The sequence below is a fragment of the Streptacidiphilus carbonis genome (assembly GCF_000787775.1).
GTDB classification, from domain to species: domain Bacteria; phylum Actinomycetota; class Actinomycetes; order Streptomycetales; family Streptomycetaceae; genus Streptacidiphilus; species Streptacidiphilus carbonis.
Window position 1 is genome coordinate 133136 of the sequence record NZ_BBPM01000016.1, and the last position, 14661, is coordinate 147796.

Below are 14661 nucleotides of genomic sequence, written 5' to 3' on the forward strand. Positions count from 1 at the left end.
CGCCCCCACCCTTGCACGAGGCTCTTCGAGCCGCCCCTCCGATCCGCCGCCGGCCCCCACCCTTGCCCGAGGCTCTTCCGGTCGGCCCTTTACGCCGTTCGCCCCCTGACCGTCCTGGCCGCCCAGACCGCTCGACACCATCGCCGCTCCCCCGTGCCCCGATCCCCGTTCACGCAAGGGGCCCAGCATCTCATCAGCCAGGCTGTACATCGACTCAATCGCCACCTCCGGCGGGCGCAGCAATTGCTCCAGCGGCGTGAGCGGCCCCTCGTCGTCCTCCTCCATCCGGATCTCCTCCCCGGAGGGAGGGGCTCCGAACCCGCCATCCGGGTCAGCTCGTGGAACGGAGGGCCCGGGGTTCGGTGCCGCGGGCGACGACGGCCAGCGGGAGGGCGACCAGGAGCAGGACGGCGCCGAGCACGACGCCCATGACGGGGAATCCGGCGCCGACCGAGAGCAGGGTGCCGGTGATCGGGCCGCAGGCGACGCCGAGGGCGGTGGCGGAGCCGATGAGTACGGCCCAGCGGCCGTGCCGGTCGAGGCGGGCGGCGAGGCCGAAGAGATGGCTGAGGACGAAGGGGTAGACGGCGTTCCAGGCGATCTCACCGAGCGCGAAGGGGGCCGCGGAGCGCGCCGCGCCGCTGACGACCACGCAGACGGCGATGACCACGGTGCCGGCGCCGATGGGCAGGGCCCGGCCGAAGCGGTCGCCGAGTGAGCCCGCGGCGGCGATCCCGAGCAGCCCGGCCGCGAGGGCGAGGGCGAAGACCACGCCGAGCGGGGCCTCGGCCAGTCCGGCCCGGTGGAGCCCGATCCGTCCGCTGACGCCCCAGAGCGCGTTCTGGGCCATCGACCAGAACAGGATGCAGCAGGCCAGGGTCCATCCGGCGGCGCGCGCGGGCAGCGGGCCGAACCCGGCCGACGGTGCGGCGCGGCCGGTCCTGTCAGCCGTCGTCCCCGCGGCGTCGGTCAGTCCTCCGGCCCAGGGCAGGACGAAGGCCCCCCAGGCCGCGATGCAGGCGAACGGGAGCCAGTGCCCGCCGCCGAGGTGGGGCAGGGTCAGATACATGGCGCCGGCCACGCTCGACGCCAGCAGCAGCCCCCGGACCGAGATCCGGTGCGGGTCGCGCTGCCCGGCGATGCCCACGGCGGCGACCGCTGCCACCGTCCCCGATCCGGCGCCGCCCAGCAGGCAGCCGAGCACCAGCAGCGGCAGCGAGCCCACCGGAGCGGCAGCCGCCAGGCCGAACCCGGCGATCAGCAGGGCCAGCCCCGCGCGCGCCGTCCTGGCCGCCCTCCCTGCCGGCTCCCTGGCTGCCGACTCCCTGGAGGTCAAGGTGAGCCCGGCGGCGGCCGAGGCCAGCAGCAGGGCGCTGCCGACGGCCCCGGCCGGCGTCGGCGCCAGCCGGTAGTCGGCGGTGAGCCGGCCGACCAGCGTCGGCAGCAGGTACGGGGCCAGGTAGCCGGCGGAGAACAGCATGGTCAGGGACGGCGTGACGGCACGCGCAGGCATGGGCGGACCCTTGCGACGGAGGGGACGGAGGGAAGCGCCCTTGCATATGACGACGGAAGTTTCGTCAGTATGGGTGAGCAAACTTGTGTTCGCCCCTGGAAACCACGTTTGACCTGCCCAAACGTTCTATTTCCAGCCACTCCGGCCGCTCGGGCCACCTCAGCCGCGCCTGCCGCCCCGGCCCGGCCCGGCCCGGCCCGGCCCTTGGTCAGCGTGCCGCCGCGGGCTCCTCCTCGCCGGCGAATGCGTGCCACAGTCGGGCGTACGCCCCGTCCAGGGCCAGCAGTTCCTCGTGCGGGCCGTCCTCCACCACCCGGCCGTGGTCCAGTACCACCACCCGGTCGGCCCGGGCCGCGGTGCTCAGCCGGTGCGCGATGACGATGGTCGTCCGGGGCCCGCGGCCGTCGGCCCGGTGGGCCAGCCGGTCGGCGGCCCGGTTCACCGCCGCCTCGGTGGCCAGGTCCAGTGCCGCGGTCGCCTCGTCCAGCAGCAGCAGGTCCGGATCGACCAGCTCGGCCCGGGCCAGCGCGATGAGTTGGCGCTGCCCGGCGGAGAGGTTGCGGCCCCGCTCGCTGACCCGGTGCAGATAGCCGCCGGAGAGTCCGGCGATCATCTGGTGGGCGCCGACCGCACGCGCGGCCGCCTCCACCTCGGCGTCACCGGCATCCGGGCGGCCGTAGGCGATCGCGTCGCGGACCGTCCCGGCGAAGAGGTACGCCTCCTGCGGGACCACGCCGAGGCGGTGCCGATAGCCTGTCAGGTCGAAGCTGCGCAGGTCCGTCCCGTCCACCCGGACCGCGCCGCCGGTGACGTCGTAGAACCGGGCCAGCAGCTTCACCACGGTGGACTTGCCCGCACCGGTCTCGCCGACCAGGGCGACGTTCTGGCCCGCCGGGATGTGCAGGTTGAGGCCGGAGATGACCTCGGGCTTGCGCGCGGCACCGCCGGTGGCGGCAGCGTCGGTGGCCCCGTCCAGGCCGGTGTAGCGGAAGTGCACGTCGTCGAAGTGGATGTCCCCGCGCAGCCGTCCGACCGGCTTCGGATCCGCTGCCTGCGGGGTCGACGTCGGCGTGCGGAGCAGTTCGCGGATCCGGCTGAGGCCGACCGCCGCCTGCTGGTAGCCGTCGAAGACCTGCGAGAGCTGCTGCACCGGCGAGAAGAACAGGTCGATGTAGAGCAGATAGGCGACCAGCGCCCCGGTGGTGAGCGTCCCGGCGCCGACCCGGTGCGCTCCGGCGATCAGCACCAGCGCGGCGGCGACGCTGGAGAGGAACTGGACGAAGGGGAAGTAGGTCGCGATGTAGAGCTGCGCCCTGATCCTGGTGCTGCGGTAGTCGCTGCTGCGCTCCGAGAAGCGGGCCCGGTTGCGGTCCTCGCGCAGGAACGCCTGCACGATGCGCATCCCGGCGACGTTCTCCTGGAGGTCGGCGTTGACCGTGCTGACCTTCTCCCGGGCCAGCCTGTAGGCGGCCGACGACTTCTTGCGGAACACCAGGGTGGCCACGATCAGCACCGGCAGCACGGCGAAGACGTACAGCGCCAGCTGCACGTCCAGCACCAGCAGCACCACGAAGATCCCGAAGAAGGTCAGCAGGCTGACCACGGCGGTGACCACGCCGGTCTGCAGGAAGGAGCTGAGCGCGTCCACGTCGGTGGTCATCCGGGTCATGATCCGGCCGCCGAGCTCACGCTCGTAGTAGTCCAGACCGAGCCGCTGCAGATGCGCGAAGATCCTGATCCGCAGCGAGTACAGCACGCGCTCCCCGGTGCGTCCGCTGACCTGGGTCTCGGTGGCCTGCACCAGCCAGTCGAGCAGCACGATGGCGAGGGCGGTCAGCGAGGCCGCCGCGACGGCTCCCCAGGCCATCTTGGTGACGCCCTCGTCGATGCCGTGGCGGATCAGGATCGGCAGCGAGAGCGAGGCCAGCGCGTCCAGGGCGACCAGCACCAGGGCCAGCAGCAGCGGCCGGCGGAACGGGGCGAGCATCCGGCGGAGGTTGAACTCCGGGTCGGGGAGCCGGGCCTCGTCCAGGGCGATGCCGGGGTCGCCGTCGGCCGGGGGCAGCGCGGCGACCCTGGCCAGCAGTTCGGGGGTGGCCGGCAGGCCGCCCATGGCGTTGTGCATCCCGCCGGCGCCGCCCACGCCCGCAGCGCCCTGGCCGCCGCCGCGGCCCAGCGCGTCGGCGTCGGGCTCGGGGAAGCGCTCCCGGTCCCACAGTTCGGGGGTCACCCCGGCGGTGGCGCACTCCTCGGCGTCGGCGAGCAGTTCGGCGACCGGGTCGGCGCTGCGGATGTCGCCGGCCAGCGCGTCGGGGTCGGTGAGCAGCGAGCGGTAGAGCGGACAGCGGGCGTCCAGCTCCGCATGGGTGCCGACGTCGACCAGCCGTCCACGGTCCAGCACCGCGATCCGGTCGGCGAGCTGCAGGGTCGAGCGGCGGTGCGCGATCAGCAGGGTGGTGCGGCCCCTCATCACGGTCCGCAGCGCGTCGTGGATCTCGGCCTCGACCTGGGCGTCGACAGCCGAGGTGGCGTCGTCCAGCAGCAGGATGCGGGGGTCGGCGAGGATCGCCCGGGCCAGCGCGACGCGCTGGCGCTGGCCGCCGGAGAGGGTGAGGCCCTGCTCGCCGACCACGGTGTCGTAGCCGTCGGGCAGTTCGCCGATGAAGCCGTCCGCCTGGGCCGCGCGGGCTGCCGACTCGACCTCCTCGCGGGTGGCGTCCGGGCGCCCGTAGGCGATGTTGGTGTGCACCGACTCGGAGAACAGGAAGCTGTCCTCGGGCACGATGCCGATGGCGGAGCGCAGTGAACGCAGCGTCAGGTCGCGGACGTCGTGCCCGTGCACCAGCACCCGGCCGGCGGTGGCGTCGTAGAAACGCGGGACCAGCATGCCGACCGTGGACTTGCCCGACCCGGACGCCCCGACCAGGGCCACCGTCTCCCCGGGGGCCAGGACGAGGTTGAGGTCGCTCAGCACCGGCTCGACGGAGTCGCCGTAGCCGAAGTCGACGTGCTCGAAGGCGAGCGCGGGGGTGCGGTCGGCAGGGCCGCCCGCCGCTGCCTCGGCCTCCTCCAGTTCGGCGGCCTCCACCTCGGTGGGGTCGAGTTCCACCGCGTCCGGGCGCTCGGTGACCACCGGGCGCTCATCGATCAGCTGGAACACCCGCTCCACACTGGCCCGGGCCTGCTGGCCCACGGTGAGCAGCATGGTCAGCATCCGTACCGGGGCCGTCATCTGGGCGACATAGGTGGAGAAGGCGACGAAGGTCCCCAGGGTGACCTCGCCGCGCACCGCCAGCCAGCCGCCGAGGGCGAGCACCGCGACCTGGCCGAGCGAGGGGATGGCCTGCATGGCGGGGCTGTAGCGGGCGCTCAGCCTGATGCTGCGCAGCCGCATCGCGAACAGCCTGCGGCCGGCCCGCTCCAGCCGGTTCAGCTCCTGCTCCTCCTGGCCGAACCCCTTGACCACCCGCACGCCCGAGACCGCGCCGTCGACGGCTCCGGCGACCGCGCCCGCCTCCTGCTGGGCGGTCCAGGTCGCCGGGAAGAGCTTCCGCCGGCTGAGCACGGCGAACCACCACAGGGCCGGGGCCATGGCCAGGGCGATCAGGGTGAGCAGCGGCGACAGGAACAGCATCACCACGATGGAGAGGAAGAAGAGCAGGAAGTTGCCGGTCATCATCGGCAGCATCGACAGCAGGCCCTGGATCATCTGCAGGTCCGAGGTGGCCCGTCCGACCACCTGCCCGGTGTTCAGACTGTCCTGCCGGGCGCCGTCCAGCCGGGAGAGCGAGTCGAACAGGTCCTTCCGCAGGTCGTGCTGCACGTCCAGGGCCAGCTTGCCGCCCCAGTAGCGGCGGACCAGGGTCAGCCCGAACACCAGCACCGCCGCGCCGATCAGCGCGAACGCCCACGGGGCCAGCGGCTTGGTGTGGGTGGTGATCACATCGTCGATGATCAGCCGGGGGATCAGCGGGACCAGGGCGGTGACACCCATCCCGACCAGCGACGCGCCGAAGGAGAGCAGGACGTTGCCGCGGTAGCGCCAGCAGTACGAACTCAGCCGCCGCAGCCAACCGGGGGTGGAGGCAGACGCGGAAGCGGCGGTGGCGGCTATCGGTTCGACCGGGGTGGCGGCAGGAGACTTTTGAGCCTTGGGCATATTTAGCGATGCTAACTGTATGGCGGTGAGTCGTCCACCAAGTTTCGGCGGACGCCCCGATCGCGACGACGACGGCTGGTACTGACAGCTGGTACTGACAGCACCCCGGGCCCGCCGTCTGTTCCCGTCCACCCGGGGCTGAGGAACCGTCAGGCGTCGCGGGGCGGCTCCGCCGCCGCGGCGGCGAGGGCGCCGAGGGCGAGGCGGTGCAGCAGGGCGGCCATCGCGGTGCGGTCGGCCGTGTCGGCGCCCTGGCCGACCGCGCTGTGGGGGGTGGAGTTGAGCAGGCCGAAGACGGCGTGGACGGCCGCGCGGGCGTCCGAGCCGAGGCCGGGGAAGCTGTCCCCCGCCACGCCGACCCAGAGTTCCACGTACTGGCGCTGCAGGCTGCGGACCCGGTGCCGCTCCTCGTCGGGGAGGTGCAGCAGCTCCCGGTCGTGCAGGGTGATCAGCGCGCTCTCGTCCAGCGCGAAGTCGATGTGGCCCTGGAGCAGTGCGTCCAGTGCGGTGGGGGCGTCCGCCGCCTCGTCCACCCGGCGGCGGCCCTCTTCGAGCAGCCTTTCACTGATGCCCACGAGCAGGTCGGCGAGCATGGCGTCCTTGCCGGCGAAGTGCCGGTAGAGGCCCGGGCCCGAGATGCCCACGGCGCGGCCGATCTCGTCCACGCCGACCCCGAGGAAGCCGCGCGCGGCGAACAGACGGGCGGCCTCGCGCCGGATCTGCTGGCGGCGCGGGTTCTCGACGGGACTGGGGGGTGTCGGCATCCCACCATCCTAGACAGCGGGGTTATCGGCCGTTAACCTGGCCAGTGCTGTTAACAGTGGTTAACATGCGCCGGTGAGCAAAGGAGCTCGTGGACATGACACCCGCGACCGCGACCGCATCGGTGACAGCGCCGGGTGCCACCGCCCCGGCGCCGGTCCTCGGCACCGCGGTGGATCCGGGTTCCGAGACGTTCCGCGCCAACGCCGAGGCCCAGCAGGCGCTGGCCGCCGAGCTGCGGACCCGGATCGCCGGGGCCGCCGAGGGCGGCGGACCCCGGGCCAGGGACCGCCACACCGCCCGGGGCAAGCTGCTGCCGCGGGACCGGGTGGACACCCTGCTGGACCCGGGCTCGCCGTTCCTGGAGCTGTCCCCGCTGGCCGCCGACGGCCTCTACGGCGGCGACGCCCCGGCCGCCGGGCTGATCACCGGAGTGGGGCGGGTGGCCGGCCGCGAGGTGGTGGTGGTCGCCAACGACGCCACGGTCAAGGGCGGCACCTACTACCCGATGACGGTGAAGAAGCACCTTCGCGCCCAGGAGGTCGCCCAGGACAACCGGCTCCCCTGCGTGTACCTGGTGGACTCCGGCGGCGCCTTCCTGCCGATGCAGGACGAGGTGTTCCCGGACCGCGAGCACTTCGGCCGGATCTTCTACAACCAGGCCCGGCTGTCCGCCGCCGGCATCCCCCAGCTCGCAGCCGTACTGGGCTCCTGCACCGCGGGCGGCGCCTACGTCCCGGCCATGAGCGACCAGGCCGTGATCGTCCGCAACCAGGGCACCATCTTCCTGGGCGGGCCCCCGCTGGTGAAGGCCGCGACCGGTGAGGTGGTCACCGCGGAGGAGCTCGGCGGCGGCGAACTGCACGCCCGGACCTCCGGCGTCACCGACCAGCTGGCCGAGAACGACGCCCATGCGCTGGCGATGCTGCGCACCATGGTGGCCGGCCTCGGCCCGCGAGCGGCCCGCCCCTGGCCGGTGCGCCCGGTCGAGGAACCCGCCGTCGACCCGGGAACCCTCTACGGAGCGGTGCCCGCCGACCCGCGCACCCCCTACGACGTCCGCGAGGTGATCGCCCGACTGGTCGACGGCAGCCGCTTCGCCGAGTTCAAGGCCGAGTACGGACCGACCCTGGTCACCGGCTTCGCCCGGCTGCACGGCCACCCGGTCGGCATCGTCGCCAACAACGGCATCCTCTTCGCCGAGTCGGCGATGAAGGGCGCCCACTTCATCGAGCTCTGCGACCAGCGCGGCATTCCGCTGGTGTTCCTGCAGAACATCTCCGGCTTCATGGTCGGGCGGCAGTACGAGGCGGGCGGCATCGCCAAGCACGGCGCCAAGATGGTCACCGCCGTGGCCGGGACCAGGGTGCCCAAGCTGACGGTGGTGGTCGGCGGGTCCTACGGGGCCGGCAACTACTCGATGTGCGGACGGGCCTACTCACCCCGCTTCCTGTGGATGTGGCCGGGGGCCAAGATCTCGGTGATGGGCGGCGAGCAGGCCGCCTCGGTGCTCGCCACGGTCCGGCGGGACCAGCTGGAGCTGCGCGGCGAGGAGTGGTCGGCCGAGGCCGAGGACGAGTTCCGTCGCCCGGTCCGGGAGCAGTACGAGCAGCAGGGCAACGCCTACTACGCCACCGCCCGGCTGTGGGACGACGGCATCATCGACCCGCTGGACACCAGGACCGTGCTCGGCCTGGCCCTCAGCGCCTGCGCCAACGCCCCGCTGCCGGAACCCCGCCCCTACGGCGTCTTTCGCATGTGACAGACCGCATCTGACGGAGGATCACCCCCATGTTCGACAGCGTGCTGGTCGCCAACCGCGGCGAGATCGCGGTCCGCGTCATCCGTACCCTGCGCCGCCTCGGCGTGCGCTCGGTGGCGGTGCACAGCGGCGCGGACGCCGACGCGCCGCACGTCCGCGCCGCCGACACCGCGGTGCTGCTGGGCCCCGCCGACAGTGCGTCGGCGGCCGAGAGCTACCTGAACGTCGAGCGCATCCTGGCCGCGGCCAGGCGCACCGGCGCCCAGGCGGTGCACCCCGGCTACGGCTTCCTCGCCGAGAACGCCGGCTTCGCCCGGGCCTGCGCCGAGGCCGGGCTGGTCTTCATCGGCCCCTCTCCCTCCTCCATCTCGCTGATGGGTGACAAGATCCACGCCAAGGCGGCGGTCCAGGCCGCCGGGGTACCGGTGGTCCCCGGCAGCGAGGGCGATGCCCTGGACGACGGCGAACTGCTGGCCGCGGCCCACGCGATCGGCCTCCCGGTCCTGCTCAAGCCCTCGGCCGGCGGCGGCGGCAAGGGCATGCGGCTGGTCCGGGAGGCCGCCGCGCTGCCCGAGGAGATCGCCGCCGCCCGCCGCGAGGCCCGCACCTCCTTCGGCGACGACACCCTCCTGGTGGAGCGGTGGATCGACCGCCCTCGGCACATCGAGATCCAACTGCTGGCCGACACCCGCGGGAACACCGTCCACCTCGGTGAACGCGAGTGCAGCCTGCAGCGGCGCCATCAGAAACTGATCGAGGAGTCCCCTTCCGTCCTGCTCACCCCGGAGCTGCGCGCCGCGATGGGCGAAGCCGCCGTACGGGCGGCCCGGGCCTGCGACTACGCCGGGGCGGGCACCGTGGAGTTCATCGTCCCGGGGGACGATCCCTCCTCCTACTTCTTCATGGAGATGAACACCAGGCTCCAGGTGGAGCACCCGGTCACCGAGCTGGCCGTCACCGTCGACGGCGCCCGGATCGATCTGGTCGAGCAGCAGCTCCGCGTCGCCGCGGGCGAACCGCTCGCCTTCACGCAGGATGCCGTCGCCTTCCAGGGCCATGCCGTGGAGGCGCGGATCTGCGCCGAGGACCCCGCCCGGGGCTTCCTGCCCACCGGAGGCCGGGTGCTGCTGCTGCGGGAGCCCGAGGGCGAGGGCGTCCGGGTCGACTCCGGTCTCGCCGAGGGGGCTGTCGTCAGCAGCAGCTACGACCCCATGCTGTCCAAGATCATCGCTTACGGACCCGACCGCGCCACGGCTCTGCGAAGGCTGCGCGCCGCCCTCGCCGAGACCTGCGTGCTCGGAGTCACCACCAACGCCGGCTACCTGCGCCGGCTGCTCACGCATCCCGATGTGGTCGCGGGTCGCCTCGACACCGGCCTGGTCGAGCGCCACCCGGAACTGACCGTAGCAGTGGCCACTGACAATCCCGATGCGGGCGGTCCCGATGCAGGCGGCCCCGGCGCGGGCAGCCCCGGCGCCGGCGGTCCCGGCGCGGGGCCCGAGACCGAGGTCCTGGTCGCCGCCGCGCTGGCCGGACAGGCGGCGCTGCTGCCGCCGCCGGGCGAGGACGGCTGGGTCGACCCCTTCTCCCTCCCCTCCGGCTGGCGCACCGGCGGCCGCCCCGTCTGGACCCCGCACCACCTGCGTGTCGGCGGCGCCGAACCGGTGACGGTCCTGGTCCGCCCGGTGCGCCACGGCACGGTGACCGGCGGCGCGGACGGCCCCGGTGACGTCGAGGTCCAGCTGCCCGGGCGCCCCGCGTTCACCGCCCGCGCCGTCCGGACCGGCGAGCGGCTGCTGCTCTCGCTGGACGGGGTCACCCACGGCTTCACCCACGCCGTCGAGCGGCACGGCGCCGGGGCCGGCACGCACTGGCTGGCCAAGGACGGCGACAGCTGGGCGGTGCGCCCGTACGACCCGCTGGAGCAGCTCGCGCTCGGCGGCGCGGGCGCCGGCGCCGCGGCGCTGAACGCACCCATGCCGGGCACCGTCACCGTGGTCAAGGCCGCGGTGGGCGACCGGGTGACGAAGGGTCAGCCGCTGATGATCCTGGAGGCGATGAAGATGGAGCACGTCATCACCGCCCCCTACGACGGAACCGTCGAGCAGCTGCGGGTCGCCGCGGGCGGCACCGTCGCGATGGACGAGCTGCTCGCCGCCATCACCCCGATCGAGGAGCCTGTGCGATGACCACACCCGATCCTGCCGCCGCCGAACCCGCCGCCGAACCCACTGTCACCCGGCTGGGCCTGCCCGACCGGGCGCCGCTCGGCGGACTCCCGGCGAGCGTGCGGATCCACGAGGTCGGTCCGCGTGACGGCCTGCAGAACGAGCAGACCACACTGCCGGTCGCGGTCAAGGCCGAGTTCATCGCCCGACTGGCCGCCGCCGGACTGCGCACGATCGAGGCGGCCAGCTTCGTCCACCCCAAGTGGGTTCCCCAACTGGCCGACGCCGAGCAGCTGTTCCCGCAGCTGGCCGGGCTGGCCGAGGAGTACCCCGGGCTGCGGCTGCCGGTGCTGGTGCCCAATGAGCGCGGCCTGGACCGGGCGTTGGCGAACGGTGTCGGCGACGTCGCGGTGTTCGCCAGCGCCACCGAGAGCTTCGCCCGGCGCAACCTCAACCGCTCGGTCGCGGAGTCCCTGGAGATGTTCGCGCCGGTGGTACGGCGGGCGACCGAGGCGGGCATCCCGGTCCGCGGCTATCTGTCGATGTGCTTCGGCGATCCCTGGGAGGGCCCGGTGCCGGTCGCCCAGGTGGTCGAGGTGGGCTGCGCGCTGCTGGACCTCGGCAGCACCGAACTGAGCCTGGGCGACACCATCGGCACCGGCACCCCGGGCCAGGTGGCCGCCCTACTGGCCGGGTTCGCCGCCCGCGGCGTCGGCCCGGAGCGGCTGGCCGTGCACTTCCACGACACCTACGGACAGGCGCTGGCCAACACCCTGGCCGCGCTGCAGGGCGGGGTCCGCACCGTGGACGCCTCGGCCGGCGGCCTGGGCGGCTGCCCCTACGCCAAGAGCGCGACGGGCAACCTCGCCACCGAGGACCTGGTCTGGATGCTGCACGGACTGGGCATCGAGACCGGCGTCGACCTGGAGGCGCTGGCCGCCACCAGCGCCTGGCTGGCCGGGGAGTTGGGCCGGCCGAGCCCCTCCCGCGCCGTCCGCGCCCTCACCGGCTGATCCGGCCGGCCCCGTCCCGCCGAGACACCCCCTCGGCACCCCGCGAGCCCCTCCACACCCTCAGGAGACCACGATGCTCGACCACCGCCTCAGCCCCGAGCACGAGGAACTGCGGCGCACCGTCGCCGCGTTCGCCCACGACGTAGTCGCGCCGAAGATCGGCGAGTACTACGAGCACAACGAGTTCCCGTACGAGATCGTCGCCGAGATGGGCCGGATGGGCCTGTTCGGGCTGCCCTTCCCGGAGGAGTACGGCGGCATGGGCGGCGACTACCTCGCCCTCTGCGTGGTCCTGGAGGAGCTGGCCCGGGTCGACTCCTCGGTGGCGATCACCCTGGAGGCCGCGGTCTCGCTGGGCGCCATGCCGATCCACCGCTACGGCACCGAGGAGCAGAAGCGCACCTGGCTGCCCCGGCTCTGCTCCGGCGAGATGCTCGGGGCCTTCGGCCTGACCGAGCCCGAGGGCGGCTCGGACGCCGGTGCGACCCGCACCACCGCGCGCTACGACGCCGACACCGACGAGTGGGTCATCAACGGCTCCAAGTGCTTCATCACCAACGCCGGCACGGAGATCACCGGCCTGGTCACCGTCGCCGCCCTCACCCTTTCGAGCGAAGAGAACGCAGACGGCTCGCCACGGCGTGAGATCTCCACCATCATCGTGCCCACCGGGACCCCGGGGTTCTCGGCCTCCAAGAAGTACTCGAAGGTCGGCTGGAACGCCTCGGACACCAGGGAGTTGTCCTTCGCCGACTGCCGGGTCCCGGCCGCCAACCTGCTCGGGGAGGCAGGCCGCGGCTACGCGCAGTTCCTCCGCATCCTCGACGAGGGCCGTATCGCCATCGCCGCCCTGGCCACCGGCCTGGCCCAGGGCTGTGTCGACGAGTCACTGAGCTACGCCGCAGAGCGGCGCGCCTTCGGCAGGCCCATCGGTGCCAACCAGTCCATCCAGTTCAAGATCGCCGACATGGAGATGCGCGCCCACACCTCGCGGCTGGCCTGGTACCACGCGGCCTCCCGACTGGTGGCCGGCGAGCGCTTCAAGAAGGAGGCTGCGATCGCCAAACTGCACTCCTCCGAGGCCGCGGTCACCAACGCCCGCGAGGCCACCCAGATCCACGGCGGCTACGGCTTCATGAACGAGTACCCGGTCGCCCGCTTCTGGCGCGACAGCAAGATCCTGGAGATCGGCGAGGGCACCTCCGAGGTCCAGCGCATGCTCATCGCCCGCGAGTTGGGCATGGAGCCGGACCGACCCTGAACCCGGGGTGAACCGGGGGCCCGATCAGGGCCCCGCAGCCCTCAGGGAATGACGACGACCGGGCGGTTGGCGCGCCGCGCCAGCCGGCCGGCCACGGAACCGAACAGCCTGCCCAGGAAGCCGTGCGTACCGCCGACCACGATGGCGTCGGCGGCGTACTCCCGGGCCACCTCCTCCAGTTCGTGGCAGATGTCCCCACCGCGCTCCACCAGCACCCAGGGGACGTCGCCCAGGAAGTCCGAGCAGGCGAGTTCCAGGCCGAGCACCTCGGTGCGGTGGTCCGGCACGTCGACGAAGACAGGCGGCTCACAGCCGGCCCACACCGTGGCGGGAAGCCTGTTGGCCACATGCACGATCACCAGACCGACACGGGAACGCCTCGCCATGCCCACGGCGTAGGCCAGGGCGCGCTCACTGGAGACGGAGCCGTCGAATCCGACGACGACTCCGTGCAGGAATGCCGGATCGCAGGTGCGGACAGTCTGCGACTGCAATTCGAAACTGGGCATGGAGGATGTGGATCCCGTCGGGGACGCGGGCGGGGGCAGGGATTCCGACTTCGACGGCTTCGACTTGGGCCAGGGCAGCCTGGGTTGGTGCGGCGCCGGCTCGGTGGGACGCGCCGCCGGGTTGCCTTCGCTGGGTTCTGGAAGGTCGTAACCGGCCATGACTATGGTCGTTTCGGCGAGGTGGGATACGGGGGTGTGCTGCGTGGTCACACCAGGGACTGTGGGACCGGAATAGCCATTCACCGCATACCCGATTCTGATCGAACCAGGCCGAGTAATGGCTTGTGTGACCTCTTCCCTCCAGGGTACGGCGACAATCTGTCCGCGCCCAGACACGGAGCGCTCGGATCCTGCAGTTACCGCTAACGGCGGACGCGCACGCTGAGGCGTTCGCGCCGCCGCAGCGCTGCAGCAACTCCGCGCTGCGCCCTGGGCGTGCATGGAGCATGCCCGAGGAGCCGCGCTTGTGCAACGGTGTGTGCAGGGTGGGATGAGTCCGCCATACCGGGCGGTTCCGCTTGGGGCGCACGTTTTTCGGTCAGTTGCACTCATATGCCTCGTGCATATGCCAAAGGATTGAGACGATGCCGCTCATGTCACCCCTGCTGCTCTTCGACCTCGACAACACCCTGGTCAACCGGAATCAGGCGTTCCAGGGCTGGGCCATGCGCTTCCTCTCGGAGCGGGCGCTGCCGCCGGGTGATCTCCACTGGTTCACCACCCTGGACTGCGGCGGCTACCTGGACCGCTCCGTCCTGATCCGGGCGGCCGCCGACCGCTACGGCCTCTCCGAACCGGTCGACGACCTGCTGGAGGACTACCGGACCACCGTCACCGGTCTGATCGCCTGCCCGGACGGCCACCTGGAGGCGCTGCGGCTGGCCCGGGCCGCCGGCTGGGTACTGGGGATCGTCTCCAACGGGGCGGCCGAACAGCAGCTCGCCAAGATCGAGCGGACCGGCCTGGCCGCGTTCGTGGACGGCTGCACCGTCTCGGAGGAGGCCGGCTGCGCCAAGCCCGACCCCCGGATCTTCCATCTGGCCGCGGAACGCTGCGGGGTGGACACCGCGGACGACTGGACGGCCTCCGCCTGGATGGTCGGGGACCACGCCCCGGCCGACATCGCGGGAGCAGCCGTGTGCGGCATGCGCAGCGTCTGGCTGGAGCATGGCCGCTCCTGGGGCGAGACCGGCTACCGGCCCACCCTGACCGCCCGCAGCCTGCCCGAGGCCGTGGCCCTGGTGCTGGCCGAGGAGGACGTGCGCAGCGCCGCCGGAACCGGCCCCGGACCAGGTGGCGGTCCCGGCGGCGGGCCGCGCACCGGCGCCCCCCGCGCGGCGGGCGCGCACTCCGGCGGTCCGGGCGCCGCCGCCCAGGGGCCGGACGGCTACTCCCGCGGGGCGGACGGCCCGGCCGCGCCGGGGTACCGCCACCAGGTGGCCACGCCCTGTTCGACGAAGCCCAGCCGGTGGTAGAGCGGCTCGCCCAGCAGCGTCGCACTGAGCACGGCGGGG

At 72.9% G+C, this 14661-nt stretch carries 10 protein-coding genes; 5 read left to right on the top strand and 5 right to left on the bottom strand.

Annotated elements, in window-relative coordinates:
• From TR46_RS42330 to TR46_RS15490, 4 genes are all read right to left on the bottom strand, one after another.
• A partial coding sequence (locus tag TR46_RS42330; RefSeq protein ID WP_042400474.1) for a hypothetical protein occupies window positions 1-285 on the bottom strand: 285 nt, incomplete at its 3' end.
• 46 nt (window positions 286-331) lie between these two features.
• The gene (locus tag TR46_RS15480) at window positions 332-1513 is read right to left on the bottom strand and encodes an MFS transporter (protein ID WP_152626504.1); all 1182 of its coding nucleotides are present in this window, start codon (window positions 1511-1513) and stop codon (window positions 332-334) included.
• A 208-nt stretch (window positions 1514-1721) separates the two neighbouring features.
• On the bottom strand, window positions 1722-5672 hold the full coding sequence (locus tag TR46_RS15485) for an ABC transporter ATP-binding protein (protein ID WP_084718519.1): 3951 nt from the start codon (window positions 5670-5672) through the stop codon (window positions 1722-1724).
• 149 nt (window positions 5673-5821) lie between these two features.
• Window positions 5822-6436 (bottom strand): SACE_7040 family transcriptional regulator, encoded by a 615-nt coding sequence (locus TR46_RS15490; RefSeq protein WP_042400476.1) that lies wholly within the window; start codon window positions 6434-6436, stop codon window positions 5822-5824.
• A gap of 95 nt (window positions 6437-6531) precedes the next feature.
• On the opposite strand from TR46_RS15490, the gene TR46_RS15495 reads away from it, so the two are divergent.
• The 4 genes from TR46_RS15495 to TR46_RS15510 all read left to right on the top strand — a co-directional run bounded on the left by TR46_RS15495 (window position 6532) and on the right by TR46_RS15510 (window position 12638).
• Window positions 6532-8196, top strand: coding sequence for a carboxyl transferase domain-containing protein (locus TR46_RS15495; RefSeq protein WP_042400479.1), 1665 nt, complete (start codon window positions 6532-6534; stop codon window positions 8194-8196).
• A gap of 29 nt (window positions 8197-8225) precedes the next feature.
• Window positions 8226-10385, top strand: a complete 2160-nt coding sequence (locus TR46_RS15500) for an acetyl/propionyl/methylcrotonyl-CoA carboxylase subunit alpha (RefSeq protein WP_042400483.1) — start codon at window positions 8226-8228, stop codon at window positions 10383-10385.
• Complete coding sequence (locus TR46_RS15505; protein WP_042400486.1) at window positions 10382-11377, top strand: hydroxymethylglutaryl-CoA lyase; 996 nt, start codon at window positions 10382-10384, stop codon at window positions 11375-11377. Before TR46_RS15500 ends, TR46_RS15505 begins: the two co-directional genes overlap by 4 nt.
• A gap of 73 nt (window positions 11378-11450) precedes the next feature.
• Window positions 11451-12638 carry an acyl-CoA dehydrogenase family protein gene (locus tag TR46_RS15510; RefSeq protein ID WP_042400491.1) on the top strand — a complete coding sequence of 396 codons (1188 nt, stop codon included), beginning with the start codon at window positions 11451-11453 and terminating at the stop codon, window positions 12636-12638.
• A 41-nt stretch (window positions 12639-12679) separates the two neighbouring features.
• Here the strand turns inward: TR46_RS15510 and TR46_RS15515 are convergent, their stop codons facing one another.
• Window positions 12680-13147, bottom strand: a complete 468-nt coding sequence (locus TR46_RS15515) for a universal stress protein (RefSeq protein ID WP_042400494.1) — start codon at window positions 13145-13147, stop codon at window positions 12680-12682.
• 584 nt (window positions 13148-13731) lie between these two features.
• Here TR46_RS15515 and TR46_RS15520 point away from each other — a divergent pair.
• Complete coding sequence (locus TR46_RS15520; protein WP_052432837.1) at window positions 13732-14622, top strand: HAD family hydrolase; 891 nt, start codon at window positions 13732-13734, stop codon at window positions 14620-14622.
• The last annotated feature ends 39 nt before the right edge of the window (window positions 14623-14661 follow it).

Coding starts and splice junctions, on each gene's coding strand:
- TR46_RS15485 (WP_084718519.1), bottom strand. CDS start 5,672: ATGCCCAAGGCTCAAAAGTCTCCTGCCGCCACCCCGGTCGAACCGATA.
- TR46_RS15505 (WP_042400486.1), top strand. CDS start 10,382: ATGACCACACCCGATCCTGCCGCCGCCGAACCCGCCGCCGAACCCACT.
- TR46_RS15495 (WP_042400479.1), top strand. CDS start 6,532: ATGACACCCGCGACCGCGACCGCATCGGTGACAGCGCCGGGTGCCACC.
- TR46_RS15520 (WP_052432837.1), top strand. CDS start 13,732: ATGCCGCTCATGTCACCCCTGCTGCTCTTCGACCTCGACAACACCCTG.
- TR46_RS15490 (WP_042400476.1), bottom strand. CDS start 6,436: ATGCCGACACCCCCCAGTCCCGTCGAGAACCCGCGCCGCCAGCAGATC.
- TR46_RS15510 (WP_042400491.1), top strand. CDS start 11,451: ATGCTCGACCACCGCCTCAGCCCCGAGCACGAGGAACTGCGGCGCACC.
- TR46_RS15480 (WP_152626504.1), bottom strand. CDS start 1,513: ATGCCTGCGCGTGCCGTCACGCCGTCCCTGACCATGCTGTTCTCCGCC.
- TR46_RS15515 (WP_042400494.1), bottom strand. CDS start 13,147: ATGCCCAGTTTCGAATTGCAGTCGCAGACTGTCCGCACCTGCGATCCG.
- TR46_RS15500 (WP_042400483.1), top strand. CDS start 8,226: ATGTTCGACAGCGTGCTGGTCGCCAACCGCGGCGAGATCGCGGTCCGC.